Here is a 26321-nt window from a genome sequence, read left to right as displayed (position 1 = left end):
CAAAAAATGCGTAAGTCATTGATGCGTATGACATTGCGTCAATTGCAGATTTTCAATGAAGTCTGTGACCTGAGGTCCTACAGCCGTGCAGCCGACGAAATGTCGCTCACACAACCGGCCGTCAGCCTACAGATTCGGCAACTTGAGGAGCTGATTGGCCAGCCTTTGTTCGACTACGTCGGCAAGAAACTCTACATGACGGAAGCGGCGGAAGCCCTTCAACGCGCCAGCCGGGACATTTTCGGGCGCCTGGAAAACCTCGACATGCAGCTCTCGGACATGCAGGGCTCGCTGCAGGGCCAATTGAAGCTGGCGGTGGAATCCAGCGCCAAGTATTTCGTTCCGCACCTGTTTGCCGCCTTCAAGCGCCAGCACCCGGAAGTGAACCTGCAACTGACGGTGGTCAACCGCGGACAGGTGATTCGACGCCTGTCGGACAACCGCGACGACCTGGTAATCATGTCGATGGTGCCGCAGGACATGGGCCTGGAATTCTTGCCGTTCCTCAACAATCCCATCGTCGCCGTGGCGCCACCGGATCATCCGCTGTGCCACATGGGGCCGCTGCGATTGCAGGATCTTGAGCCCTACACACTGCTGATGCGCGAGTCCGGCTCCGGGACGCGACTGGCTTGCGAAGAGTATTTCAAAGAGAAGCGCGTGCACTTCAACCAGACCCAGGAAGTCTCGTCAGCCGAAGCCCAGCGTGAATGCGTATTGGCGGGTCTGGGCGTTGCGCTGTTGACGCGCCACGCCCTGAACCTTGAACTGGCGACCGGCGGATTGATCGAGTTACCGGTCGAGGAGCTGCCGCTGTATCGCAGCTGGTGCCTGGTGCAGGCCAAGGCTAAACGGCTGTCACCGGTGGCTCACGCATTCCTTGCGTTCATTCGCAGCGAACGCGTACAGATCAGCGCGCTGGTTGAGCGTTTCGACGGGAAGCTGTCGATGCAGCCTGCCAAAAGTTGAGTTCCGGATCTTCAGGAAAATCACCAATCTCGGCCAGAAGCTGACGGCGTTCACAGCGATCTTCGATGGCGCGGCGAAATTCCATGCGGCGCTGATCTTCTTGCTGGCGACGGGTTTTGACAGCGCTGTTGCGTTCTTCGTAAGGCAGGGCCATATCGAGTCTCCCAAGGCGAGTACGGGAGCTTCAAGATAGGCGCGGGGGATGACGGTTTGGCGGCTCGATGATTACAGACCGATGAAAATTGCGGCGTATGGGAGATTGCCATCGCGAGCAGGCTCGCTCCCACAGGTTATGCGGAGCACACAATCCAGTGTGGGAGTGAGCCTGCTCGCGATAAGGTCGGAACGACCTTCCGGCAGTCTCAGCCAGGATCATTCGTCCAGTGCTTTCACCGACTTGGGCGATAACCGCAAACCGCGAAGGCTGCGCTTAACGCTCTTGAGGTGATTGACCAGACTCGGACCACGGGCCATGGCCACCCCCATCGCCAGGACGTCGATCACCACCAGGTGTGCAATACGCGAGGTAAGCGGTGTGTAGATTTCGGTGTCTTCATGCACATCGATCGCCAGGTTGACGGTCGACAGTTCGGCCAACGGCGTCTGACTCGGGCAAAGCGTGATCAATGACGCACCGCTCTCACGCACCAGGTTGGCGGTGATCAGCAAATCCTTGGAACGTCCAGACTGGGAAATACAGATCGCCACGTCGGTCGGTTTCAGGGTCACCGCCGACATTGCCTGCATGTGAGGGTCGGAATAGGCCGCAGCCGTGAGCAGCAAACGGAAGAACTTGTGCTGGGCATCCGCCGCGACCGCACCCGATGCGCCGAAACCATAGAATTCCACGCGCTGAGCCTGTGACATCAGCGTCACGGCTCGCTGCAACTCCAGGGGATCGAGCTTCTCGCGAACCTCCATCAAGGTGTGCAACGTGGTGTCGAAAATCTTCAGGCTGTAATCAGCGACCGAATCGTCTTCGTGGATCGCGAACTGCCCGAAGCTCGCGCCTGCCGCCAGGCTCTGGGCCAGCTTCAGCTTCAGGTCCTGGAACCCGGAGCAACCGATGGCGCGGCAAAAGCGCACGATGGTCGGCTCGCTGATGCCCACGCTATGGGCCAGATCAGCCATGGAACTGTGCATCACGGCCGCAGGATCAAGCAGCACGTGGTCGGCGACCTTGAGCTCCGACTTGCGTAACAGGTGGCGAGACTGGGCGATGTGTTGCAGCAGATTCAAAGGGGTGGACTCTTTGTTATGGGCAAGCGCCGGGGGATGTAGCAAGCTTGTAGTTATACTACATGAAACGGCTTTTTGCCTGCTCAATGCGTAACCAGATCCCTCGATTTCACGTGCCTGCGCTTCATGTAGCAGTCCTGCCTGATGCTTGAAGCAGCCCCTTGCCCCCCTTTTTGCGGTCACTACGGCCTTCAGCCGGCTAAGTGATGGCTCATCCCGAATCGCCAGAACAATAAAAACAATATACATAGCCTTACAAACACAACTTGATTTTATTACCCGCAACCAAACTTTGCTGGATATATTAACTCCGCAGGAAGCAACAATAATTAATTAAAGGAACTCTATATCATGAACATTAAAACCAAGAACTGGACCGCACAAATCGATCGCATGCCTGGCGCCAAATCTTTCCGCACCTTCGGCACCGTAACCGTTGCCCATACGGGCATCACACCCAAGCTTGAGCTCAGTCCGATACAGGACAAATCCTATGACCTCAGCCTGGATTTGAAACTTGAAACTTCCAATCAGATTTCTTTACAGGTCGAGACCGACAAACTTGTCGAATATAAAGTATCTGGCGAATCCTATGTCACTGGCGTCAGTATCTTCCACGACGGCAAGTTAATTCACCATATCGATGAAGTTCTGATGACCCACTAAGAAAACATCAAATTCCCGATTTCCCGTCGGCATTCAAACCTGCCCGACGGGAAATCTTGCCATTCAACCGGCGAATTGCTCCCGCAACAGGATCGCCAGGCTCTCCGCCTCGATGGGCCGGCTGATCAGATACCCTTGCACCTCATCGCAGCTTTCCTTTTTGAGGAATTCAAGTTGCTCCTGACGCTCGACCCCTTCCGCCACTACCTTCAACGACAAGCCGTGAGCCATGGCGATGATCGCCCGGGTAATCGCCGCGTCTTCGCTGCCCTCCACCAGGCCTCGAATGAACGCCTGATCAATCTTCACGTAATCCACCGGGATGCGCTTGAGATAGCTCAAAGACGAATAGCCGGTACCGAAATCATCGATCGCCAGCTTCACGCCCAAATCACGTAACTGCTGGAAAGTCGCGATGATGTGCTCGACGCTGTCCAGCAACTGGCTTTCGGTGAGCTCCAGCTCCAGGTAATGCGGCGCCAGACCGGTTTCCTCCAGCACCTGCCGAACCAGGCTGACCAGTTTGCCCTGACGCAGTTGATGCACCGATAGATTGACCGACACCCGAATCGGCTCAAGCCCCTGTCGCTGCCACTCACAGGCCTGCCAGCAGGCCTGACGCAACACGAACTCGCCAATTGGACCGATCAGCCCGGTTTCTTCCGCCAGGCCGATGAAGTCTCCCGGTGGCACGCGGCCCATGGTCGGATGGTCCCAGCGCACCAATGCCTCGGCAGCGTTCAGCTTGCCCGTGACGAGACACAGCTTCGGCTGGTAGAACACCATCAACTGATTCTCATCAATGGCTTTGCGCAACTGGTTTTCCAGCTGCAAGCGCTCCAGCGTGCTGGCTTGCAGGCTGTCGGTGTAGAACTGGAAATTATTGCCGCCCAGATGTTTGGCATGTTGCATGGCCATGTTCGACTGGCTGACCAACGCGGAAATTTCCCGGGCGTTGTCCGGCAACAGGCTGATGCCCATGGATGAGCTGACCACCAGTTCATGGCCATCGATGGTCACCGGCAAACGCAACTTGTTCGACAAGCGCGTCGCTACCCGCGCCAGGCTCGAGAGGTTGCCGTAGGAATTGAATAACACGGCAAACTCGTCGCCCGACAAACGCGCAATGGTGTCCGCCTCGGGCAACGCGTTGACCAACCGTCGAGCCATTTTCTGCAGCAATTGGTCGGCGACTTCATGGCCAAGACTATCGTTGAGCTGTTTGAAACGATCCAGATTGATATGCAGCAGCGCCAGGCTGCGATAGCCGCCCTGGCGCACTCGCTGATGCGCTTCGCTGAGCCGTTCGCGGAACATCGCCCGGTTGGCCAGACCCGTCAGTTCGTCGTAATGGGTCAGATAGCGCATGCGCTCTTCGGATTCTCGCCGCGCCGAAAGATCGGAGAAGAAGCCGACAATATGGCTTACCTTTCCCCGAGTATCGCGCACAGTGTTCAATTGCAGCCATTGCGGGTACATCTCGCCGTTCTTGCGGGTTTCCACCAGTTCACCCTGCCAGCTGCCGTATTGCTCCAGCGCCTGGTGAATCGCTCCGTAGTGTCGGCGCGCATCGCGACTGCAGGGCAACTCGACGACGTTGCGCCCCAGCATGTCTTCGATCTCATAGCCAGTCACGCGACTGAAGGCCTGATTGATGGCGATCAGGGCGTAATTCGGATCAAAAATCACAATGCCCTCGCTGGCCGCCTCGAACACCGTCGCCGCCAGTTGCTGCTGCTCTTCGAGCGCCTTGCCGGCGCTGATGTCGCGACGGGTGCCGACCATGCGGATCACCCGGCCATTTTCAGCGCGCTCCACCGCTCGCCCGCGATCTTCGATCCACACCCAGTGGCCGTCGGCATGACGCACCCGGTATTCAATCTGGTAATCCTCGGTCCGTCCCTTCAAATGTTCGACCAACGCCTTTCTCAGCGCAGGAAGATCGTCGGGATGCAGGCGTGGCTTGAGATGACGCAACATGGCCGTCACGTATTCCGGCTCCAGGCCGAACAGCTCCTGAATCTGGGTGTGATGGACCTCATCGGTTTGCAGGTTCCAGTCCCATAGCCCCAGCTCACTGGCCTCCAATGCCAGGGCCAGTCGCGCCTCACTCTTGCTCAGCGCCTGGTTGGCGGCGTCCAGCTCCAGGCTGCGTTGTGCAACACGGCTTTCCAGGCCGGCCTGAATTTCACGCAGTTCGTCTTCGGCGCGACGGCGCTGCTCAACTTCGCTGGCCAGCTTTTGATTGAGCTGGTCGCTGCAGTTTTGCGCCTGCTGCAAATGCTCGATCAACGCTTGGTTCTGGAAACGTCGCAATAATTCTCGATCGATCAGGCGGTTGACCTGCCAGGCCACCACGCTCAGGGCGCCCAACAAAATCAGGCCGAACCAGCCCCAGCCTTGCGCCTGCTCATCGCCGCCCCAGAACAGATAGGCGATGGCCGGCAACAAACAGGGCAAAGTGAACGACAGGAACCCCGGCAGGCTGACCGCATAGGCCACACTGGCTGAAAGTGCCGCGGCGCCGATCAGACCGAAAACCCAGGCCTGCTGGATGAAGTTATCGGCGGGGACCAGCGCGATGCCTGCGCCAGCGAGGGTCAAGCCAGTGAGACCGGAGCCCAGCAAAAACATGCGTCGCCAGACGGGATGCGCCTGACGGTTGGGAATCGCCGAATCGAAGGCGGCGACCTGAATCACGCGCAAGGCCACCAGGGACAGCAACCACACCATCCAGACACTGACCAGGAAGTACCGCTGCGGGCTCCAGAGCAACCCGGCGCAGACCAGACCATTGATCAACATGAACAATGTCGGCAGCAAAGAGCCCTGATACAGCAGACGCGTGCGTTCGACCGCCATTTCCATGGCGTATTGTTTACGGATAACCCGAGGCTCCACTGTGGGGCCCGACAGGTGGGAGCTGAAGATCATAGGCAATATTCTTGTTCTTATAATGACGAGCACAGGCCCGAAACGTGAACGGAGCATACACAAGCAAATGCCCGGACCAAACAGCTACAGGTCAAAAAACAGTCAAAAGTACGACCACCCGTCTCGGCAGTAAAAGCCGCTGGACAAGGCCGGCCAACGTCTGCAGACAATGACTGACCGGTCGTCCCGTGCGCCTCTTTCATCGGCTAAAACAAAGCGGGGTTTGCCCGGTGTGACGCAGCCCCCTAGAATGCCCCGATGCGCGATGATCTCTCCCTTCTGCTGAACTCCCTCAACGATGCCCAACGGCAGGCCGTAGCAGCCCCCGTGGGTCGTCAGTTGGTCCTGGCCGGTGCTGGTTCCGGTAAAACCCGAGTGCTGGTGCACCGTATCGCCTGGTTGATCCAGGTCGAAAACGCATCGCCTCACTCCATCCTGTCGGTGACCTTTACCAACAAGGCCGCTGCCGAGATGCGTCATCGCATCGAGCAGTTGATGGGTATCAACCCGGCCGGCATGTGGGTCGGCACCTTCCACGGCCTGGCACACCGCTTGTTGCGGGCGCACTGGCAGGAAGCCGGGCTGAGCCAGACCTTCCAGATTCTCGACAGCGACGATCAGCAGCGACTGGTCAAGCGGGTCATCCGCGAGCTGGGCCTGGACGAACAACGCTGGCCGGCCCGTCAGGCCCAATGGTTCATCAACGGGCAGAAAGACGAAGGTCTGCGTCCGCAACACATTCAAGCCAGCGGTGATTTGTTCCTGGCAACCATGCGCAGCATCTATGAAGCCTATGAGGCCGCGTGCCTGCGCGCCGGCGTCATCGACTTCTCCGAACTGCTGTTGCGCGCACTGGACCTGTGGCGCGATCACCCGGGGCTGCTGGCGCATTATCAGAAGCGCTTCCGGCACATTCTGGTGGATGAGTTCCAGGACACCAACGCCGTGCAATACGCCTGGTTGCGCCTACTGGCCAAGGGTGGCGACAGCCTGATGGTGGTTGGCGATGACGATCAGTCGATTTATGGCTGGCGTGGCGCGAAAATCGAGAACATCTATCAGTACTCCGAAGACTTCCCGGACGCCGAAACCATTCGCCTGGAGCAGAACTACCGCTCCACCGCCGGGATTCTCAAGGCCGCCAACGCGTTGATCGCCAACAATACCGGGCGCCTGGGCAAAGAGCTGTGGACTGACGGCGGCGAAGGCGAAGCCATCAATCTATACGCTGCATTCAACGAACACGACGAAGCCCGCTACGTTGTCGAAACTATCGAAAGCGCGCTGAAAACCGGCTTGTCCCGTAGCGATATCGCCATTTTGTATCGCTCCAACGCCCAATCGCGCGTTTTGGAAGAAGCCTTGCTGCGTGAGCGCATCCCTTACCGCATCTACGGTGGGCAGCGCTTCTTCGAACGCGCGGAAATCAAGAACGCCATGGCCTACCTGCGCTTGCTTGAAGGTCGAGGCAACGATGCGGCACTGGAACGGGTGATCAACGTCCCGGCCCGTGGCATTGGCGAGAAAACCGTCGAAGCGATTCGCGACCACGCGCGCCACAGCGATGTGTCGATGTGGGAAGCCATGCGTCAGCTCGTGGCCAACAAGGGCCTGACCGGTCGCGCGGCCAGCGCTCTGGGGGCATTTGTCGAGCTGATCGAAAACCTCGCGGCCAAATGCATGGAGATGCCGCTGCACCTGATGACCCAGACCGTCATCGAGCAGTCCGGGCTGATTGCCTATCACGAAGCGGAAAAAGGCGAGAAAGGCCAGGCCCGGGTCGAAAACCTTGAGGAACTGGTCAGCGCCGCGCGCAACTTCGAAAACAGCGAGGAAGACGAGGACCTGACGCCACTGGCGGCGTTCCTCGGTCATGCGTCGCTGGAGGCCGGGGATACCCAGGCCGACGAGCACGAAGACAGCATTCAGTTGATGACCCTGCACAGCGCCAAGGGCCTGGAATTCCCTTATGTGTTCCTGGTGGGCATGGAAGAAGGCCTGTTCCCGCACAAGATGAGCCTGGAAGAGCCCGGCCGCCTTGAAGAGGAACGGCGTCTGGCCTATGTCGGCATCACCCGGGCCATGCAGAACCTGGTGATGACCTATGCTGAAACCCGACGCCTGTACGGCAGTGAGACCTATAACAAAGTCTCGCGTTTCGTACGCGAAGTGCCGAAAGGCCTGATTCAGGAAGTGCGCCTTTCCAACAGCGTCAGCCGTCCTTTCGGTGGCAACCAGTCGATGAGTGGCAGCAACCTGTTCAGCGGCAGCGAGATCCCGCAGACCGGCTTCAGCCTGGGTCAGACCGTACGCCACTCAGTGTTTGGCGATGGTGTGATCCTCAACTTCGAAGGCGCCGGGGCCCAGGCCCGCGTGCAAGTGAACTTCAGCGAAGGCAGCAAGTGGCTGATGCTGGGGTATGCGAAGCTGGAAGCGATCTAGCTTTTCTGTGGGAGCGAGCTTGCTCGCGATAGCGGTAGATCAGTCGACATTATCTCTGGCTGTCAGTCCGTCATCGCGAGCAAGCTCGCTCTCACAGGATGCAGGCCGACAATTGAATTTAAGGTGCGATGAGATGGGCACAGGCTTCTTTTCTTCCTGGACATTCTGGGCCCTGTTGTCCGCTGTATTTGCGGCGATGACCGCCATTTTCGCGAAAGTCGGCGTCGAAAACGTCAATTCCGACTTTGCCACCCTGTTGCGAACCATCGTGGTTCTGGTCAGCCTGGCCTTGATTTTGTACGCCACGGGCCAATATCAGTCACTGGGATCGATTTCCACCAAGAGCTATCTGTTCCTGCTGCTGTCGGGGCTGGCCACTGGCGCATCGTGGATTTGCTATTTCCGTGCACTCAAGGTCGGCCCTGCTTCACTGGTCGCCCCGGTGGACAAACTCAGCGTGGTGCTGGTCGCGGTGCTCGGCGTGATCCTGCTGGGTGAAAAACTCGACCTGCGCCAATGGGGCGGAATCGGTCTGATCACGGCCGGCGTCGTCATGCTGGCGTTGCGACGCTAGAGATCTTCCCTACAGAACTTATCCACTCATCCTACAGACCAAAGTTAACAGGCCTTATTGCATTGGCTAAAGCTGAATGAAACCTGTCAAGCAAAAGCCCGAAACACTCTGCCGCTAGCCAGTGACACTTCAGCTGTGCAACATGGCGCGCGTGCCCTCCACAAACGGGAATTCCCTTTATGAAACGTTTTCTTAGCATCGCCATGGCGCTGTGCATTGGCCTGACGATGAGTCTCGACGTCAATGCCGCCAAGCGCTTCGGTGGTGGCAAAAGCGCCGGCGCGGCGCCGACACACCAAACCAGCCAGATGGCACCTTCTTCTCCAGGCATGGGCGGCGCTGCTGCGACCGCTGGCGCTGCAGGTGCCGCGGGTGCCGCAGCCAAGGCCGGCGGTGCTTCACGCTGGCTCGGCCCTCTGGCCGGTATCGCCGCCGGTGGCCTGCTGGCGTCCATGTTCATGGGCGGCGGCTTCCAGGGCATGCAGATCTTCGACATCCTGATCATGGCGGTCATCGCCTTCCTGATCTTCCGCTTTATTGCCGCTCGTCGTCGCAAGCAGCAGGAGCACATGGCTCCGGCAGGTTACGCACCCATGCAGCGTGAAGTGTTCGAGCAGAAGCCTGCCGGCGGCTCGATCTTCGGCGGTTCGGCCGCACCGGTTGCTGCACGTCCGGTGATCAATGCGCCAGCCTGGTTCAATGAAAAGAACTTCGTCGAAGCGGCCCGAAACCATTTCCAGTCCCTGCAACAACACTGGGATGCCAACGAAATGGACAAGATCGCCGAGTTCGTGACCCCGCAAATGCTGGATTTCCTCAAGCGCGAACGTGCCGATCTGGGCGACGCCTTCCAGTCCACCTACATCGATAACCTCGTTGTACAACTGGACGGTGTGGATGATCGCGCCGACAAGACCATCGCCACCCTGACCTTCAGCGGCGTGTCGAAAACTTCGCGTTTCGACCAGGGCGAAATGTTCAGCGAAAGCTGGAACATGGAACGTGCCCAGGGCGAAAACCAGCCTTGGCTGGTGGCCGGTATCCGCCAGAACGGTTGATTAACCTCCGCGGCTTACGTGCAGTAATAGAAAACCCCGGGCTCGTGTCCGGGGTTTTCTATTTCACGGTTGCATCTATAGCGAGCTACTGTATAAACCGCCCCATATAAACCGCGCCATTCAAGCAAGAGGATCCCGGACGTGGAAGAAGTCATTGAACAACTGCGTGAAGCCAATGAACCCGTACCGGTTCCACTGGAATTGCCTGACGACGACCAACTGGTAGAGATCGAAGAAGAGCTCTTCATCAACATACCGTTCGTCTTCAAGGAGTTCCTGCTGACCGTCAGCGACGTGGTTTACGGCAGCCTCGAGCCGGTAACCGTCACCGACCCGCAATCGCACACCTACCTGCCGGATGTTGCAGCCAACGCTTGGGACGTCGGCGTGCCGCGCGACCTGATCCCGCTCTGCCAGGACGGCGATAACTACTACTGCGTTGAAGAAGACGGCACCGTGGTGCTGTGGTCCGGCGAAGAAGAGCTGATCACCGAAGAATCCTGGGAATCGGTTTGGCACTGGGCGCGGGACGTCTGGCTGGAAAGCTGAGTGCGCAGACGCCCCCAACGGGTCAATGCCCGGATGAATCCTTGTGATTGTCCAGAGTATCCAGCAACGCAATTTGCATCCTCGTGTGGACGCGGATAAACCAGCGCCACAGCAGCGCCGCCACGGCGGCCGCGACCACGACGATCAGCATCAGCAACTTGTTGGTCGGCAGAATACTGGCCGACAAGGCTGCCAACAGCAGGAAGATCACCAACAGCGAGAGGATCGGGATGACTTCTGCAATCACCCGACGCACTCGCTGTGTGTGGCGCCCGGCCATCTCCGGCTTCACGCCCATTTCCGCCAGCAACATCGACAGTGCCTTGAGCTTGCGATACGCGGCAATCAGGAAGGGCAGCGACAATAGCAGCGCTCCGCCCCAGATCAGCGCCTTCTGCCAGCTCGGATCGCTGATCAGATCTTGCACATAGGCGGACATTCGTTCGGCGAAATAAGCGCCGGCGAAGAAGATCGCGATCACCAATGCCAGATTGACCCCGACTTGCAGCAGAATTCGTCGAATCATCGATGCCAGCAGCGCACCCTCGCCCTGCGGCTGGATGCTGCGAAGCCATTCGCCATACATCCCCAATACTCGTCCCAGGCGCTGCGGCATCACGGCGGCCAGCTTGATCGACAAAGGATCGGCCGCGCGAATCAAATAGGGTGTCAGCAGCGTGGTGATCACCGATACCGCTACCGCCACCGGATACAGGAAATTGCTGGTGACCTGCAGGGTCATGCCCAAGGCAGCGATGATGAAAGAAAATTCGCCGATCTGCGACAGCCCCATCCCCACCCGCAGTGAGGTGCGTCCGTCATTGCCGGCGATAAAGGCGCCAAGACCGCAGGACAGCATCTTGCCGAGCACCACAGCGACGGTGATCACCGCAATCGGCCAGGCATATTGCAGCAGGATCATCGGGTCCAGCATCAGCCCGATGGCGACGAAGAAAATCGCGCTGAACAAATCGCGAACCGGTTCGATCAGGCGCTCGATCTTCAGCAACTGCCGGGACTCGGCCATGATGGCACCGATCAGGAACGCGCCCAGCACCATGCTGTATTCGAGTTTGACCACCAGCAGGCAGAAACCAAAACACAGGCCCAACACCGTGATCAGCAGCATTTCATTGCTCTCGAATCTGGCCACATAGGCCAGCAATCGCGGTACCAACAGAATGCCGATGACCAGCGCGACGATCATGAACAGCGAGAGCTTGCCGACTGTGGAGAACACTTCGCCGGAGCTGACCGTGCCGCTGACCGCGATACTCGATAGCAAAGCGATGATGCCGATGCCCAGAATGTCCTCGACGATCAACACCCCGAAAATCAGCTGCGCAAAGCGCTCATTCTTCATCTTCAGATCGTTGAGCGCCTTGACGATGATGGTGGTCGAGGAAATCGCCAGGATCGCGCCCAGGAACAGCGAATCCATGGTGTTCCAGTCGAACCACCGACCTATCTCGTAACCGATCCAGATCATCAGCACGATTTCCAGGAACGCCGCGATAAACGCTGTGGCGCCCACTTTGAACAACTTGCGCAGACTGAACTCCAGACCCAGGCAGAACATCAGGAAAATCACCCCCAGCTCCGCCAGGGTCTTGATGGTTTCTTCATCGTGGATCAAGCCGAACGGCGGGGTGTATGGGCCAATGATGAAGCCGGCGACGATGTAGCCCAGAACCACCGGTTGCTTGAACCGATGAAAAAGCACGGTCACCACACCTGCGACCAGCATGATGACTGCCAAATCCTGAATGAAACTGATGGCATGCATGGTGTGAGGCTCCTTGACTGACATTGCTCAATCGGACGCAGGAAAAGTCTGATCAAGCAGGGTAATAAATCCGCTTTCCGCGTAGGAATTGCCCTTGGGCATGGGCTTTTGAAGGGTAACACCGCGACTTCCGGCAGAAAGGCAGTGCAATATAAGGAAACAGATCGATCCGGCGTGACGGCGGCGCACGCTACGGCGTCCCGATAACGTTGGTTTGAAAAAACCGTACAGGCACCCGCAGAGGTGCGTCCCCTCAGACCTTGCCTTGACCCGTGAGAATGCTATGGAACCCGGAAACGCCCAGCTGTCGATGACGGTATTGATGACCCCTGACATGGCCAACTTCTCTGGCAATGTTCACGGCGGGACCTTGCTCAAGTACCTCGATGAAGTGGCCTACGCTTGCGCCAGCCGTTATGCCGGCCGCTACGTGGTGACCCTGTCGGTGGACCAGGTGATTTTCCGTGAGCCGATTCATGTCGGCGAACTGGTGACCTTCCTCGCTTCGGTCAACTACACCGGCAACACCTCGATGGAGGTGGGCATCAAGGTCGTGACCGAAAACATTCGTGAGCGCTCGGTGCGCCACACCAACAGCTGCTTCTTCACCATGGTCGCGGTGGATGACCAGCGCAAACCGGCAGCCGTGCCGCCCCTGCAACCGCAAAACAGTGAAGACAAGCGTCGCTACATGCAGGCGCAACAGCGCCGGCAGATTCGCCAGGAACTGGAAAAGCGCTATCAGGAAATCAAGGGCGACGCCTAAGCCGAAGGATCGCAGCCTGAGGCGGGCTGCGATCTTTTTTGCCGCGATCCGCTTACAAACTGATCGAAGTCGCTTCAAACCGCACCCGGGGATGGGCAATCCGGTCCTGCGCCCGCACCAGTTCCAGTTCATAACTGGCGCAGGCCTGGGTTTCCAGCAACACCTCATGCACCGCCGACGCGGCGAACTCGAAAGCGGCCACCAGGCTGTCGCCCAATAGAACGCGGGCCAGGAACAGCCCGGAGGTCAGGTCGCCAACACCCACCGGCTGACGCGGGAACGCCAGCAGCGGACGCTGCAAATGCCAGCTGCCTTCTGCGGTCACCAGGAGCATCTCGAAGACGTCCGGCGTTTTGCCGGGATAGTCCAGATGCTTGACCAGCACCGCCTTCGGACCACGCGTCAGCAACGCTCGCGCCATCGCCAGGCAATCGAACAGCGACTGCGGCTTGCGCCCCGAAAAGCTGTCGAGCTCCAATTGATTCGGGCACATGAAGTCCGCCACGGCGGCGGCCTCTTCCAGCAGGAAATCACTGACTTCCGCCGGCACGCTGCAACCTTTCTCCGGATGCCCCATCACCGGGTCACACAGGTACAAGGCCTTGGGATTCATCGACTTGATCCGCGCCACACCCGTGAGGATGGCCCGGCCCTGGGCCGCACTGCCGAGATAGCCCGACAACACCGCATCGCAATTGCCCAGTTCGCCAATCGCCGCGATACCTTCAACCAGGTCGGTGATCTGATGAGGCGCCAGCACTTCGCCCGTCCATTGGCCGTACTGGGTGTGATTGGAGAACTGCACGGTATTGAGCGGCCACACGTTCACCCCGACCCGCTGCATCGGGAAAACCGCGGCACTGTTGCCAGCGTGGCCGAACACCACGTGGGACTGGATAGCGAGCAGATGGGGTGTACGTTTCATGCGGTGAGTTATCCGTAAAACGATTGAAATTCGAGCCGCGCAGTATGCGACTAAACGCAGCCTGTACGACAGACCAGCGACGCAGTTAAGCTGACACTATCTTGTTGGAGCACCCTGTTGATGCTGACCCTTGGAAATATTTTCGTGCTGATGTTGTTCGCCACGGCGGGCGCTTGGCTTTGGCACAACCACGGCCTGCGCGAACGGGCGCTGGAGCGGGTCAAACAGCATTGCGGCAAGCTCGGGATCGAGTTGCTGGATGGCAATGTGGCGTTGAAAAAAATCGGTTTCATCAAGGATGCCAGTGGTCGCCGACGCCTGGCCCGTGTGTATAACTTCGAATTCACCGTGACGGGCGAAACTCGCCACAACGGCACCATCACCCAGTTCGGCGCCCACAGTGCACAGATCGAATTGGCGCCCTACCCGGCACCGTTCGACGACACGCCACCGGTGGTTGATGTCGCAAGGCCCAGCGCCGAAGTGATCGAACTGAGCCATTGGCGGCAAGAACACAGCAAATGGCGGCCTTGAGCGCGGGTGAGTTAATTCCCTTTCAACCGACACTCGGCGAGGCTTTGCTGCAATAAGTCGACATCCTGCGGCGCACTGAAAATCAGCTCGATCCGCGAATCCTGCCGCCACTCACTGGCCAGCCATTGCAGCTCTGCATTGTCCAGCGCATTTGCCGAGATCCAACCCTCGACACTGTGGATAACCAGCTTCGCCCGCCGCCAGTCCAGGCTGGTCAGCCACCGGGAAACAAGCGACACATCGAATGTCTGGCTCGGATGCCAGCGCCAGCCGATGCTCCAGCCGCCCTCCTGCTCCTGACTCAAACAAATCGGCAGCGCCGGATCGCTCCAGATTGCCGGTATTTGCGCCAACCCCCTGGGCATCACAAAGTTATCCACACCCGCCGCTCCCTGAGCCGCCAGTCCCGGCAGTTCGCTCAGTGGCAAGAACGCTTGCTGCGTCCAATACAATGAACGAGCAGGCAACTGCGCAGCGATTCGCTGACGATCACTGGCGTCCAGGCCTTCCGCCTTGTTCAGCAGCAACAAACCGGCACTACCCAACGCGTCCTGTTGCGACTCGGGCAACACCTTGCCGCTGGCAAGAGCCTGGGCATCGAGCACCATCACACAGGGCTGCACCGCCAACACGCCGACCCACGGCGCCTCGCTCAACTGCCTGAGCAACTGCGCCGGATGCCCCAGCCCGGACGGTTCGATGAACAACCGATCCGGTCGCGCCTTGCGCAGCAGTCGGCCGAGCCCGATCTGAAACGGCGCGCCATTGACGCAACACAAACAGCCCCCGGCGACTTCACCCAGTGCGATACCATCGGCGTCCTGTGTCAGCAGCGCGGCGTCGAGGCCGATCTGGCCGAACTCGTTGATCAACACCGCCCAGCGCTCTCCGGCCGGGCGCTGCGCCAACAGGTGCTTGATCAGACTGGTCTTGCCGGCACCCAATGGCCCGGCGATGACGTGGGTGGGAATGTTCTGCAACATGATCGAGGTTTTCTGAGGAGGTAAGGATGCGGTTGAGGGGATGGTCGTTGCTCCTGACGCTGACTTGCGGCGAGGCGCTGGCTCAAGCCTGCATCGTCCACAGTCAGGCTGAAAGGCTCGACGTGAAAGTCTGTCAGCAGAACCGCAACATCCCGGAAAAACTGTTCGCCGACGGCTTTTGCCAACCGAATCTGGCCGGGCAGACAGTCGAGGTGCAGTACCTCGACCAGTGCCCTGCCGGAGCGTTCGGCGTTTGCAGCAACGCTCAAGTCGCCAATATGCCTTACCGGCAGGATATTCACTATTACGGCGTGGCCACCGACGCGGCGTATTTGAAGCCGTTTTGCGAGGCCCAGAGCCACGGCACCTGGCTCAAACCTTGAGCCGCTAGCTCAACCAGTCGAGGGTGAGGATCAAACGCCGCTCGCCAGCAGCGAGTTGCGGCGAGCGGTGAATCAACCCGAAACCTTCGTTGCCGTGCCATTTCTCCCCCTTGAGCAAAGCCACGTCGCCGCTGGCGATCTGCCCGATCAGCGAGTTGTCCTGGGGTTCCGCGTCAGGCTTGCCCAATTGTCGGCGGTCCATCGCGCCTTCCATCAGCCACTGGCTGCCGACCCCGGCATAGGTGGTAATCAGCCGCACCGGTACGTGATCGACGTGAAAACGCGGGCACATGGCCTTGTCCAAAACCCGCAGACGCAGGCCGATGCGCTTCGCGCCGAGCAAACAGGCGAACGCACGGACCAGCCACGACAGGTCGGCGATAAAGCCTTCGTAGCCCTGGAGATCACTGAAACGTGAGGCCAATCCGTAGAGATTGGGCTCTGCTTCGTCATCGGGCATTTCCAGTGACAACGACTCGGCCAACGGCTCGTTCAGGGACAGCAGCAGGGTCGAGAAATCCGCGATATGGGCCGGGAGCTGGCGATTCCAGACAGCGAGGTTCACATCATCGTCGAGGATGCGGGTCAAGGACTCTGGAGTGCCAGCCTGATGTTGATACAGGGTGCGCGTCGCGACCGGGCTGCCGCCTACGGAGGTCAGCGTCAACATCAGGCCACCTCTTCATGCCAGGGACCGAATGGATCTGGCAGCCGCTGCCAGCCCTCGACACCGAGCGCCATTTCTTCTTCGGTCAGCAGGCAGCCATCGAGCTCGTCGGTGAGGTGCGCGAAATCGATGTTCTGGCCGATGAACACCAGCTCCTGTCGACAGTCACCCGTGGCGGCAGTCCAGTGCGCCATGATGCCGGCCGTGTTTTCTTCCTCTTGAGGCCACTGGTCTTTAGGCACGAAACGCCACCAACGTCCGGCAAACCCGTGCCGCATCAGCCCCCCGGCCTGGGACCAACTGCCCGCATCCTTGTGCTTGCTCGCCAGCCAGAAAAAACCTTTGGAACGCAGCAGTTTGCCGTTCACCCACGGACGATCGATAAAGCTGAAGAATCGCTGCGGATGGAAGGGGCGGCGCGCACGATAAACCGCAGAAGCGATGCCATATTCTTCGGTTTCCGGCACGTGCTCACCCCGTAACACCTGCAACCAGCCCGGTGCCTCGGCGGCTTTTTCGAAGTTGAATCGACCGGTGTTGAGGATTTTTTTCAGCGGCACTTCGCCCATGACCATTGCGATGATTTCCGCGCGGGCGTTGAGCCGCTCGAGGATTGCCATCAACTCTTGCCGTTCGCAGCTGCTGATCAGGTCGATCTTGCTGACCAGGATGACGTCGGCGAATTCGATCTGTTCGATCAACAGGTCGGTGATCGAACGTTCATCCTCTTCGCCAAGGGTTTCACCCCGGGAGTCGAGGCTGTCGGCGGCCTGGTAGTCGAGCAGGAAGTTCACGCCGTCGACCACGGTGACCATGGTGTCGAGCCGGGCGATGTCGTTGAGGCTTTGGCCGCTTTCGTCGCGGAAGGTGAAAGTTTCCGCGACGGGCAGCGGTTCGGAAATGCCGGTGGACTCGATCAACAAGTAATCAAAGCGACCGTCCATCGCGAGTTTGCTCACTTCCTCGAGCAAGTCTTCGCGCAACGTGCAGCAAATGCAGCCATTGCTCATTTCCACGAGTTTTTCTTCAGCTCTATTGAGGCGCACATCCCGTTGCACCTCGCTACCATCAATGTTGATTTCGCTCATATCGTTGACGATGACAGCGACCCGAAGGTTTTCGCGATTACGTAGTATGTAATTAAGAAGTGTACTTTTTCCGGCACCGAGAAAGCCGGACAACACGGTGACGGGAAGACGATCGGGCATCAGGTGCTCCTCACAAGGAATGCCCGGTCAAATCGTCGGGCTTATTTAAATGTTATAATATAACCAAACAATCAAACCACTCCCTTTTTGCCCGCGATGACAAAAGGCACAATGCTCAAGCCCCTTCCAACCAAGAGAAACGCCATGCGTAATGCCCTGAAATTGGCGCTGATGAGCGCTGCATTGTTGGTCGCTGTCGATGCCTGGGGGCAAATTCCGACGTTGGCCACCTGCACCCGCAGCGCCAATTTGCTGGCTTGCGTGGACGCCGATGGCAATGCCTACAGCGTCAACACTGCCGGTAGTACGATTTATCTGCGCGGGTTCGAAGTGGCTGGAAAACGCTACTGGGCGCAGACCAACAGTCGTTACGGCCAACTGACGTTTTTCACTGGCATCGCCTCTGACGGTGAAACCTGGGTCGGCTATAACCGGCGCGTCGGCTGGACCACGATCAATCGGTTTTCCAGCTCCGGCGGCAGCAGTGCCAGGTTCACCTGCAGCCGAGTTGCTGGCTGCTAGCCAGGCTTGGGACGTTTTCTGCGCCTGCTGCCAGGCGATGTAACTGTTGGCCGGTGGATTCTTCTGAAAGTAGCGCTGCAAACCTTCAAACAAGCCGTCAGCCACTGCCTGCTGATGGCGCGCCGTCACCCATCGCTGGCTATCGCGGACATTTGAAATGAAGCCGGTTTCCACCAGGATCGACGGCACGTCCGGTGACTGTTGTGCTTGCCTCTGTGCAGGGTGAAAGCCCGCTCGTGAAAAAGGCATCGTCGATTTGATTGTTATAATATAACATGTCAAATCAACTCCCTCGATGGACTTGCTCATGAATGCGCTGACTCTGCCGGATATCGCCGCGCAGGCCCCACGCCAAGCCCTGCCACTGGAGTGGGTGGGCATGTGCGGCATTGCTCTTCCTGTTTTGTTCGATGGCCAACGTTTGGTGGCAACCGCTGATGCCGGAGTGAGCCTTGACGATGGAGAAGCACGCGGCATCCACATGTCGCGTCTTTATCTGGCGCTGGAACAACTGGAACAGGAAACGCTCTCGCCCCCTGTTCTACAGCGAGTGTTACTGCGTTTTCTCGACAGCCACCGAGGGCTTTCCAGCAGCGCATCGATAAAAATTCACACCGATTTACTGTTAAAAAGACCCGCATTGATTAGCCCGCTGGCCGGCTGGAAAACCTACCCCGTGACCATCGAAGCGCGTTTGAAAAACGCAATGTTCCACGTGGAACTAAAAATCGACCTGCCTTATTCCTCAACCTGTCCCTGTTCAGCGGCACTGGCCCGGCAATTAATTCAGCAACAGTTCATCACTGATTTCGCCAACACCTCCCTGCAACAGGCCGAAGTGTTGGCGTGGCTCGGGTCAACAAAAGGCATCGTTGCGACGCCGCACAGTCAACGTAGCAGTGCCCAATTGCGTCTTCGTCTGGATGACTATCTGGATGAACTGCCGCTGGTTGCGATCATCAACGACGCCGAAGCGGCCCTCGGTACCGCCGTGCAAACCGCGGTCAAGCGCGCAGACGAGCAAGCCTTCGCCTTGGCCAACGGTCAGAACTTGATGTTCTGTGAGGACGCCGCACGACGTTTGAACCAGGCCCTGAAACGCGCCCCGGGCATCAATGCCTTCCACATTCGAGTCGTCCACGCGGAAAGCCTGCACGCCCACGATGCCGTGGCGGAAAGTCGCTGGAATTGGGAGGACGCATGATCCGTTGCCAAGCCTTGCAATGGGGAGCGCCCGGTCAACCGCTGACGCCACCGATGGATGTCGAATTAGCCAAGGGCAGCCTGACCGCCATTATCGGGGCGAACGGCTCAGGTAAAAGCAGCCTGTTGAAAGTCATCGCAGGCCTGCAAAAGCCCCTGGCTGGCAAGGTTGTGCTGGGGAGTCCACGTCGTGGCGCCCTTTCATTTCTGCCACAGCAACAACACCTGGACCGGCAATTTCCCATCAGCCTCCAGGACTTGGTGGCAGCCGGTTTCTGGGGCAGCAAGCAAGCGCCAGAGACACGCAGGCAACGCCTCGAAGCCGTGCTTGAAAGTTGGCACCTGACCGGTTTGGAACAACGCCCGTTAATGGCCCTGTCCGGCGGCGAACTGCAGCGTGCCCTGCTTGCCCGTTTGAGCCTCGCGGACGCGCGCTTGTTGTTGCTCGATGAACCTCATGCCGCGCTCGATGAATCGGGTCAGGCGCTGCTCTGGGAACACATTCACGCCTGGCATGCCGAGGGCCGGACGTTGGTCGTCGTGTGCCACGACCTGGCCGCCGTTCGCCGACACATGCCCCAAACCCTGCTGATCAAAAGCAGTGGGTGCGTCCTCGGGCAGAGCGTGGACTTGATCCATCAACAACCGCAAACGCAGGTGGCCTGATGCTCGCTGCCGCCGATCTTTGGCAACCCTTTCACGAGTTCGTCTTCATGCGCCGGGCGTTGCTCGGTGGCCTGACGCTGGCGTGCAGCACAGCGCCGCTTGGCGTATTTCTGATCTTGCGACGCATGAGCCTGATGGGTGATGCGGTGGCCCATGGCATCCTGCCCGGTGCGGCACTGGGCTTCTGGCTGGCCGGTTTGAGCCTCGGCGCACTGACCATCGGCGGTCTCGCCGCAGGCCTTGGCATGGCGGGCCTCGCCGCATGGGTCACCCGTCGCACCGGCCTGCGGGAAGACGCCAGCCTCGCCGCTGTCTACCCGATCTCCCTGGCCAGCGGCGTACTGATCCTCGGGATGGCCGGTAAACGCCTGGATTTGCTGCACCTGCTATTCGGCTCCGCGCTGGCAGTCGATGCTCCGACACTGACCGGCATGTTATGGGTCTGCGGCTTCAGCCTGATCGCCCTGCTGTTGATCTACCGTCCGCTGGTGCTGGACACCCTCGACCCGCTTTTCCTGCAAACCGTCAGCCGGCTCGGTCCACTGGTCCATGGCGTCTTCCTGACGCTCGTGGTGCTGAATCTGGTCATTGGTTTCCAGGCGATCGGGGCCTTGATGGTGGTTGGCTTGATGATGCTGCCGGCCGCCGCTGCGCGCTTCTGGAGCCGTCGACTGCCGGTACTGATCGCCATTGCCGCGCTGCTTGGAAGCGTCTCAGTGTGGCTCGGTCTGCTGCTGTCGTTCCATGACTCGCTTCCCAGCGGTCCCGCCATTGTGCTGGTGGCCGGCGGTTTCTATCTGGTGTCCGTGGTGTTCGGACCGGTGCACGGATTGCTGCGCCGCCCGCCTTTGCTCACATCCCAATGAGGTATTACCCGATGCGCGCTTTACTCGTGCTGTTCAGTTTGATGCTATCGATGTCGCTGTCCGCTGCAGAAAAACTGCAGGTGGTCACCAGTTTCAGCATCCTCGCCGACATGACGCATCAGGTCGGTGGCGAGCATATCCAGATCACCAACATGGTCGGCCCGGACGCCGATGCCCACACTTACGAACCGACGCCAGATGACGCGAAAGCGCTGTTGAAGGCCAAACTCATCATCAAGAATGGCTTGGGTTTCGAACAGTGGCTGGATCGCCTGGTGTCCAGCAGTGAAACCAAAGCACCGTTGATCAGCGCCAGCCACGGCGTCATTCCGCGCTCACTGGAGGAGGACGGCGAATCCATTCCAGACCCCCATGCCTGGCACAACCTGGCGAACACCGAGCTGTATATCAACAACATCGCCAAAGCGCTGATCGCCGCCGATCCCGCGAACAAAGCCGACTACCAACGCAACAGCCAAACCTACCTGAAGCAGATCCACACACTGCTGGCCGAAGCCAAGGCCAAGCTCGGCTCGCTTCCCCCGGGCAATCGCAAGATCGTCACGTCCCATGACGCGTTCGGTTATCTCGGCCAGGCGTATGGCATCGACTTCATGGCGCCTCAGGGCCTGTCGACCGAACGCGAACCTTCGGCCAGCGAAGTCGCTGCGCTGATCACCCAGATTCGTCAGGCCAAGGTCAAAGCGGTGTTCATGGAAAACATCAAGGACGCCCGCCTGCTCAAGCAGATCGCCGACGAAAGCGGGGCGCAGATCGGCGGCACCCTGTACTCCGACGCGCTCGCGTCGAGCGGTCCGGCCAGTACGTTTGCCGGGTTGTTCGAACACAACCTCAATACCCTCTACAACGCGTTGAGCAAACCATGATCCGCAAGAATCCGTCCGGTGATCTACCGCGTTCTGGCCCGCAGCTACAAGGTCCTGCAGAACGAGTTCTGAACATGGCCGTCGGGCGCAGTGGCCGGATAGGAAAAAGGTCTACATGACAAACGATAACGTTTGCCTCTAATGTTCATGCGTGTGATCGAAGCATTCGAGAACAATAACCATGATCAAGATCACCCTCCCCGATGGTTCATTGCGTGAGTACGATCAACCGCTATCCGTTCATGAGGTTGCTGCGAGTATTGGTCCAGGGCTGGCCAATGCGGCAGTAGCAGGCCGGGTGGACGGTGCGCTAGTGGACTGCGAATTCATGATCAAGGCGAACGCCAGGGTCAGCATTGTGACGCCGCAGGAGCCCGATGGGCTGGAAATCCTGCGACGGTCCTGCTCGTTGATGCTGGCCATGGCGGTCAAGCAACTCCATTCCCACGCGCAAATGCGGACGGGCTCGGAGCTGGGTGACGGATTCTTTTGCGAGTTTGCGGTCGAGCGCCCTCTGACCTCGACCGATCTGCCCCTGATCGAAGCGCGCATGCAGTCACTGGCCGCGACCAACCACTCGATACGTCGCCGTGAGACACCCTCTCCCTCCATGCACCCTGATCACTTGTCGGTGTACCGCCTGGGTGACTCCGAGTATTTGACGACTGGCCCGCACGTGCCCACGACCAAGGTCCTGCAAGCATTCGCCCTTGATCACATCAGCGGGACCTTGCAGCAACGGATCTATGGTACGTGCTGGTCCAGCCACCAGGAGCTGCAACAGTGGCGCCTGCCTCCCCAAGTGATGGTGGTGAGCATCGATGAACGTCAGGCGACTTACGCACAATCGGTGACCGAAACCTTGCGCCGCACGGGCGTGCGCGCCGTGGCGGATCTGCGACATGAAAAAGTCGGTTACAAGATTCGCCAGCACAGCCAAACGGTGCCCTACCTGGTCGTGATTGGCGAGAAAGAGCAGGCGGGTGGGTTCGTCAGTGTGCGCAGTCGCACCGGCGAGGATTTCGGCAGGATGAAGGTTGAGGCGGCGTGTGAATGGTTGAAGCAACCGGGAAATGAGCACGTGTAAACGCAGCCCCCTCGAGAACCAGCCTCACTCCTGTCAGTCGGCAACGTCTGCAGGAACGGGGCTGGCCCTCGAAGCTTTTACGCCCTTGGCTTCACGGTTCCGCAATCCTGCCCCAACCACACGGCGCGGGTATCGAGACTGCCCTTCTGCTGAATACCGGTGGCATTGAAGGTGCCGTTGACCTTGGTCGTGAACTCACGATCGCTGACGAAAGTAGCGACACCCGCACCTTGCGCCTTCGGACAACTGAAGCGGAATTTCCACTGATTGCCGTTGCGATCAGTGATTTCCTGCTTGCAGCCCGATTGCGGGTCCGTCAGTGGAATGTTGTCAGTCTTGACCTGCTCCGGGGTCAAGCACGCGCGGATACCCTTACCGCCCATGGTGATGCCCTGCTTTTCCAGCTGCGCGCGCTGTTCAGGGGTCATCTGACTTTGAAGCTGACCGAGGATCAGTTGCAGATCCGGCAGGTTCTGGTCATCGACTTTCATATTGCTTGAGGTCAATTCCCACAAGCCTGGCTGAAGCATTTGCGCCTGAGCGGCCACAGGAAGTGCCAAACCCAGTGCCATGGCCAAACCCAGCAGACGAACGTTCATCGTGTAACTCCTGATCAGTAGTGGCCGTTAGACGTCAGCCACGGGCTTCGGTTCATGGGTCAATTAAATAGCGACATTCTGCCCGGAACATGGTCTGTTACGCATTGAATCTTCAGGAGCAAGGCTGCCCCCCATGGATTATTTTGGCCCCCATATCTTTGGCTACACGATTGCTCTGCTGCACTTTCTGGGCATGATCACGGCGATACACGCGGTGCTGACCGTACGCACCGCCCAGGGATCGATCGCTTGGGCCCTGTCCCTGGTTTTCATACCTTACCTGACGCTCATCCCTTATCTGGTGTTTGGCCGCAGTACGTTCAACGGTTACATCAAGGCCCGGCGCCAGGCCAACGAAGAAATGCGCAAGGCGATCTCCGAGCTCAATTGGCGGCCATGGGTAGAAGAGGCGCTCACAGCTCGCGCCTCCACCGCATACGCATCATTAAGAGCCATGCCGAAGTTGGGCCGTATGCCGTGCCTGGCCAACAACGAAGTGCGACTGTTGATCAACGGTCGAGCCACGTTCGACGCGATTTTCGACGCCATCAGCCACGCAAAGGAAGCCGTCCTGATCCAGTTCTTCATCGTCCACGACGACCGCCTCGGTCAGCGTCTGCGAGATTTGCTGCTGCACAAAGCGGCCGAAGGCGTGGCGATTTACTTGCTGTACGACCGGATTGGCAGTCACTCCCTGCCCCACAGTTATGTGCAGTCGTTGCGCGAGGGCGGCGTCGAGGTCAAGGCCTTCGCGACCCGCAGCGGCTGGCTTAACCGCTTTCAGGTCAACTTTCGTAATCACCGCAAGATCGTCGTCGTTGACGGAGTACTGGGGTTCGTCGGCGGGCACAACGTCGGCGACGAATACATGGGCGAGAAACCGCCCCTGGCCCCTTGGCGCGATACCCATGTGCGCGTCCGCGGCCCGGTGGTCGCGTGCATGCAGGAGTCCTTTGCCGAAGACTGGTTCTGGGCCGCGCGTGCACTGCCGCCCCTGATTCTGCCGGATGTGTACCCGGATGACGGCGTACTCTGCCAATTGCTGGCCAGCGGGCCAGCGGATTCCTACGAAACCTGTTCGTTATTCTTCGTCGAAGCCATTCATGCGGCGACCGAACGGGTGTGGATCACCAGTCCGTATTTCATCCCGGACGAAGCGGTGTTCGCCGCCTTGCGCCTGGCGGTATTGCGTGGGGTGGATGTGCGGCTGCTGCTGCCATCACGACCCGATCACCGAATCGTCTATGCAGCCTCCAGCCTGTATGCCTTCGAAGCGGTGCGTGCCGGGGTGCGCGTGTTCCGCTACCAGCCCGGTTTCCTGCATCAGAAGGTGGTCTTGATCGACAGCGAAATCAGCGCCATTGGCAGCGCCAACCTGGACAACCGTTCGTTCCGGCTGAACTTCGAAGTGATGTTGCTGACGGTCGATAGCGCCTTTGCCGCCGAGGTGGAGCACATGCTCAACGACGACTTCGCCCAGGCGCACGAAATCGCCAAAGAAGAAAGCCGGGAAACCCACCGCCTGCAACAGGTCGGCATGCGGGTCGCCCGGCTTATTTCGCCGATTCTTTAAGGCGTGTAGATGTCGTCACGGGTCCATGGCAGTTCATGGCTGCCATCGGGGTGGGTCTTCACTGCAAGGATCTGGTGCAGGTTGATCCAGCCCCTGGCAAACGCGTAGGCGCATCCTGCCAGGTACAACCGCCAGATCCGCAGCGCTTGATCCGGCACCTCTTTGGCGGCGGCTTCAAGGTTGTCTTCCAGGCGTTCGCTCCAGTGGTCCAGGGTGCGTGCGTAGTGCAGACGCAAGCTCTCGACATCGACGATCTCGAGCCCTGCCTCGCTGATCTCGGCAGAGATCATCGACAGGTGCGGCAGCTCGCCGTTGGGGAATACGTATTTTTCAATGAAATCCCCAGCGCCACGTCCCACCGGACGACCGTCGGTGTGCTTGGCCGTGATCCCGTGGTTCATCACCAGGCCACCCTCCTTCACCGCACCGAACAAGGTCTTGCAGTACTCGGCCAGGTTGGCGTGACCGACGTGTTCGAACATTCCGACGCTGACAACTTTGTCGAAGCGACCGTCTTGCGGCAAATCGCGGTAGTCGAGCAATTGCAGCTCGACCAGGTCCTCCAGCCCTTCCTCTTTAACGCGCTCACGGGCCAGGACCAGTTGTTCCTTGCTCAGCGTAATGCCGAACACTTTTGCCCCAAACTCACGGGCCGCGTACCGCGCCAACCCGCCCCATCCGCAGCCGACATCGAGCAGATAGTCGCCCGGTTGCAGGCGCAATTTGCGGCACAGGTGGCGGAATTTTGCTTGTTGGGCTTGCTCGAGGGACTCGCTGCCAGTCTCGAAATAAGCGCAGGAATAAGCCATGTCGCTATCGAGCCACAGCTGATAAAACGCATTGGACAGATCGTAGTGGTAGGAAATCGCCTTGGCGTCGGTTTCCTTGTCATGGACGGTGCGTACGGGCTGACTGCCATCGTCCTCAGCTATCAGCGCCTGACTCCATTCATCGCACACGCGAATTACGTCGCTGATGGAACCCTCCAGCTCCAGTTTGCCCTCGACAAACGCCGCTCCGAGCGCGTCCAGGCTGGGATGAGTGAACTGGGTAACCATTTGTGGGTCCTTGACCACAATCGTGACGCTGGGCGTCGGCCCCAGATTGAATTCATGGCCGTCCCAGAGTCGCAGGCGTAGCGGTAATTGCAGATTCTGTAAGGCCGGTGGAAGTTGCGCGAGCATGGATAATCCCCCCTTGTTTCAGACGTCTGATCAGAGGGTAGACCATCTTGG

General features: G+C 59.0%; 26 protein-coding genes and 1 pseudogene. 16 read left to right on the top strand and 11 right to left on the bottom strand.

What is annotated here, in order from left to right; genetic code table 11:
• The first annotated feature begins 6 nt into the window (after nt 1–6).
• On the top strand, nt 7–969 hold the full coding sequence (locus ACX3YF_RS07655) for a LysR family transcriptional regulator (RefSeq protein ID WP_047535268.1): 963 nt from the start codon (nt 7–9) through the stop codon (nt 967–969).
• Here the strand turns inward: ACX3YF_RS07655 and ACX3YF_RS07650 are convergent.
• Both ACX3YF_RS07650 and hexR read right to left on the bottom strand, forming a co-directional pair.
• Nucleotides 911–1123: a PA3496 family putative envelope integrity protein gene (locus ACX3YF_RS07650; protein ID WP_081997966.1), complete on the bottom strand. Its 213-nt coding sequence runs from the start codon at nt 1121–1123 to the stop codon at nt 911–913. The two genes, ACX3YF_RS07655 and ACX3YF_RS07650, sit on opposite strands and share 59 nt — an antisense overlap.
• Before the next feature lie 218 nt (nt 1124–1341).
• Nucleotides 1342–2208, bottom strand: a complete 867-nt coding sequence (gene hexR / locus ACX3YF_RS07645; RefSeq protein WP_047535270.1) for a transcriptional regulator HexR — start codon at nt 2206–2208, stop codon at nt 1342–1344.
• Nucleotides 2209–2559: 351 nt separating this feature from the next.
• On the opposite strand from hexR, the gene ACX3YF_RS07640 reads away from it, so the two are divergent.
• Nucleotides 2560–2874, top strand: a complete 315-nt coding sequence (locus ACX3YF_RS07640; RefSeq protein ID WP_130205548.1) for a hypothetical protein — start codon at nt 2560–2562, stop codon at nt 2872–2874.
• Between the two features lie 63 nt (nt 2875–2937).
• On the opposite strand, the gene ACX3YF_RS07635 is transcribed toward ACX3YF_RS07640, so the two are convergent.
• A complete protein-coding gene (locus ACX3YF_RS07635; protein WP_130205546.1) occupies nt 2938–5808 on the bottom strand; it encodes an EAL domain-containing protein in 2871 nt (956 codons plus the stop codon).
• Nucleotides 5809–6066: 258 nt separating this feature from the next.
• Here ACX3YF_RS07635 and uvrD point away from each other — a divergent pair, with 258 nt between their 5' ends.
• From uvrD to ACX3YF_RS07615, 4 genes are all read left to right on the top strand, one after another.
• On the top strand, nt 6067–8250 hold the full coding sequence (uvrD, locus tag ACX3YF_RS07630; RefSeq protein ID WP_130205544.1) for a DNA helicase II: 2184 nt from the start codon (nt 6067–6069) through the stop codon (nt 8248–8250).
• A 133-nt stretch (nt 8251–8383) separates the two neighbouring features.
• A complete protein-coding gene (locus ACX3YF_RS07625; RefSeq protein WP_448647651.1) occupies nt 8384–8824 on the top strand; it encodes an EamA family transporter in 441 nt (146 codons plus the stop codon).
• Nucleotides 8825–9003: 179 nt separating this feature from the next.
• The gene (locus ACX3YF_RS07620) at nt 9004–9882 is read left to right on the top strand and encodes a Tim44 domain-containing protein (protein ID WP_458973607.1); all 879 of its coding nucleotides are present in this window, start codon (nt 9004–9006) and stop codon (nt 9880–9882) included.
• A gap of 141 nt (nt 9883–10023) precedes the next feature.
• The gene (locus ACX3YF_RS07615) at nt 10024–10431 is read left to right on the top strand and encodes an SMI1/KNR4 family protein (RefSeq protein ID WP_130205538.1); all 408 of its coding nucleotides are present in this window, start codon (nt 10024–10026) and stop codon (nt 10429–10431) included.
• 22 nt (nt 10432–10453) lie between these two features.
• On the opposite strand, the gene ACX3YF_RS07610 is transcribed toward ACX3YF_RS07615, so the two are convergent.
• The gene (locus tag ACX3YF_RS07610; protein ID WP_288099310.1) at nt 10454–12217 is read right to left on the bottom strand and encodes a cation:proton antiporter; all 1764 of its coding nucleotides are present in this window, start codon (nt 12215–12217) and stop codon (nt 10454–10456) included.
• A 283-nt stretch (nt 12218–12500) separates the two neighbouring features.
• Between ACX3YF_RS07610 and ACX3YF_RS07605 the strand changes: the two genes are divergently transcribed.
• Entirely contained in the window at nt 12501–12983 is a 483-nt protein-coding gene (locus tag ACX3YF_RS07605; RefSeq protein WP_003229693.1) for an acyl-CoA thioesterase, read from the top strand.
• Between the two features lie 52 nt (nt 12984–13035).
• On the opposite strand, the gene pdxY is transcribed toward ACX3YF_RS07605, so the two are convergent.
• The gene (gene pdxY / locus ACX3YF_RS07600) at nt 13036–13908 is read right to left on the bottom strand and encodes a pyridoxal kinase PdxY (RefSeq protein ID WP_458973606.1); all 873 of its coding nucleotides are present in this window, start codon (nt 13906–13908) and stop codon (nt 13036–13038) included.
• 120 nt (nt 13909–14028) lie between these two features.
• On the opposite strand from pdxY, the gene ACX3YF_RS07595 reads away from it, so the two are divergent.
• Nucleotides 14029–14442: a DUF3301 domain-containing protein gene (locus ACX3YF_RS07595; RefSeq protein WP_047535298.1), complete on the top strand. Its 414-nt coding sequence runs from the start codon at nt 14029–14031 to the stop codon at nt 14440–14442.
• Nucleotides 14443–14453: 11 nt separating this feature from the next.
• On the opposite strand, the gene ACX3YF_RS07590 is transcribed toward ACX3YF_RS07595, so the two are convergent.
• Nucleotides 14454–15425 carry a CobW family GTP-binding protein gene (locus ACX3YF_RS07590; RefSeq protein ID WP_458973605.1) on the bottom strand — a complete coding sequence of 324 codons (972 nt, stop codon included), beginning with the start codon at nt 15423–15425 and terminating at the stop codon, nt 14454–14456.
• Between the two features lie 26 nt (nt 15426–15451).
• Between ACX3YF_RS07590 and ACX3YF_RS07585 the strand changes: the two genes are divergently transcribed.
• Complete coding sequence (locus tag ACX3YF_RS07585; RefSeq protein ID WP_130205532.1) at nt 15452–15808, top strand: NADH:ubiquinone oxidoreductase; 357 nt, start codon at nt 15452–15454, stop codon at nt 15806–15808.
• Nucleotides 15809–15812: 4 nt separating this feature from the next.
• On the opposite strand, the gene ACX3YF_RS07580 is transcribed toward ACX3YF_RS07585, so the two are convergent.
• Nucleotides 15813–16478 (bottom strand): DUF1826 domain-containing protein, encoded by a 666-nt coding sequence (locus ACX3YF_RS07580; RefSeq protein ID WP_458973604.1) that lies wholly within the window; start codon nt 16476–16478, stop codon nt 15813–15815.
• The gene (zigA, locus tag ACX3YF_RS07575; protein WP_458973603.1) at nt 16478–17683 is read right to left on the bottom strand and encodes a zinc metallochaperone GTPase ZigA; all 1206 of its coding nucleotides are present in this window, start codon (nt 17681–17683) and stop codon (nt 16478–16480) included. Before zigA ends, ACX3YF_RS07580 begins: the two co-directional genes overlap by 1 nt.
• A gap of 144 nt (nt 17684–17827) precedes the next feature.
• Here zigA and ACX3YF_RS07570 point away from each other — a divergent pair, with 144 nt between their 5' ends.
• Complete coding sequence (locus ACX3YF_RS07570) at nt 17828–18205, top strand: glutamine synthetase (protein WP_449106575.1); 378 nt, start codon at nt 17828–17830, stop codon at nt 18203–18205.
• A 3-nt stretch (nt 18206–18208) separates the two neighbouring features.
• On the opposite strand, the pseudogene ACX3YF_RS07565 reads toward ACX3YF_RS07570, so the two are convergent.
• Nucleotides 18209–18514: pseudogene (locus tag ACX3YF_RS07565) on the bottom strand (N-acetylmuramoyl-L-alanine amidase family protein); the annotation flags it as partial.
• On the opposite strand from ACX3YF_RS07565, the gene folE2 reads away from it, so the two are divergent.
• The 5 genes from folE2 (at nt 18513) to ACX3YF_RS07540 (ending at nt 22914) form a co-directional block, all read left to right on the top strand.
• The gene (gene folE2, locus ACX3YF_RS07560) at nt 18513–19409 is read left to right on the top strand and encodes a GTP cyclohydrolase FolE2 (protein ID WP_196585901.1); all 897 of its coding nucleotides are present in this window, start codon (nt 18513–18515) and stop codon (nt 19407–19409) included. The pseudogene ACX3YF_RS07565 and the gene folE2 overlap by 2 nt on opposite strands.
• On the top strand, nt 19406–20074 hold the full coding sequence (locus ACX3YF_RS07555) for a metal ABC transporter ATP-binding protein (RefSeq protein WP_196585902.1): 669 nt from the start codon (nt 19406–19408) through the stop codon (nt 20072–20074). The genes folE2 and ACX3YF_RS07555 overlap by 4 nt, the downstream gene beginning before the upstream one ends.
• Nucleotides 20074–20940, top strand: a complete 867-nt coding sequence (locus ACX3YF_RS07550; protein WP_130205520.1) for a metal ABC transporter permease — start codon at nt 20074–20076, stop codon at nt 20938–20940. Before ACX3YF_RS07555 ends, ACX3YF_RS07550 begins: the two co-directional genes overlap by 1 nt.
• 11 nt (nt 20941–20951) lie before the next feature.
• Entirely contained in the window at nt 20952–21827 is an 876-nt protein-coding gene (locus tag ACX3YF_RS07545; RefSeq protein ID WP_458973602.1) for a metal ABC transporter substrate-binding protein, read from the top strand.
• A 181-nt stretch (nt 21828–22008) separates the two neighbouring features.
• The gene (locus ACX3YF_RS07540; protein ID WP_288099324.1) at nt 22009–22914 is read left to right on the top strand and encodes a His/Gly/Thr/Pro-type tRNA ligase C-terminal domain-containing protein; all 906 of its coding nucleotides are present in this window, start codon (nt 22009–22011) and stop codon (nt 22912–22914) included.
• A 77-nt stretch (nt 22915–22991) separates the two neighbouring features.
• On the opposite strand, the gene ACX3YF_RS07535 is transcribed toward ACX3YF_RS07540, so the two are convergent.
• Complete coding sequence (locus tag ACX3YF_RS07535) at nt 22992–23513, bottom strand: DUF3617 domain-containing protein (protein WP_090326836.1); 522 nt, start codon at nt 23511–23513, stop codon at nt 22992–22994.
• Nucleotides 23514–23646: 133 nt separating this feature from the next.
• Between ACX3YF_RS07535 and cls the strand changes: the two genes are divergently transcribed.
• Nucleotides 23647–25086 (top strand): cardiolipin synthase, encoded by a 1440-nt coding sequence (gene cls, locus ACX3YF_RS07530; protein WP_130205514.1) that lies wholly within the window; start codon nt 23647–23649, stop codon nt 25084–25086.
• Here the strand turns inward: cls and cfaB are convergent.
• Nucleotides 25083–26270 (bottom strand): C17 cyclopropane fatty acid synthase CfaB, encoded by a 1188-nt coding sequence (gene cfaB, locus ACX3YF_RS07525; RefSeq protein WP_458973601.1) that lies wholly within the window; start codon nt 26268–26270, stop codon nt 25083–25085. The two genes, cls and cfaB, sit on opposite strands and share 4 nt — an antisense overlap.
• Nucleotides 26271–26321: the final 51 nt, after the last annotated feature.

This window comes from Pseudomonas fluorescens group sp. PF-69 (assembly GCF_054481235.1).
Note: the sequence above shows the minus strand (reverse complement) of the source record. Positions and strands in the feature narration are given on the sequence as shown.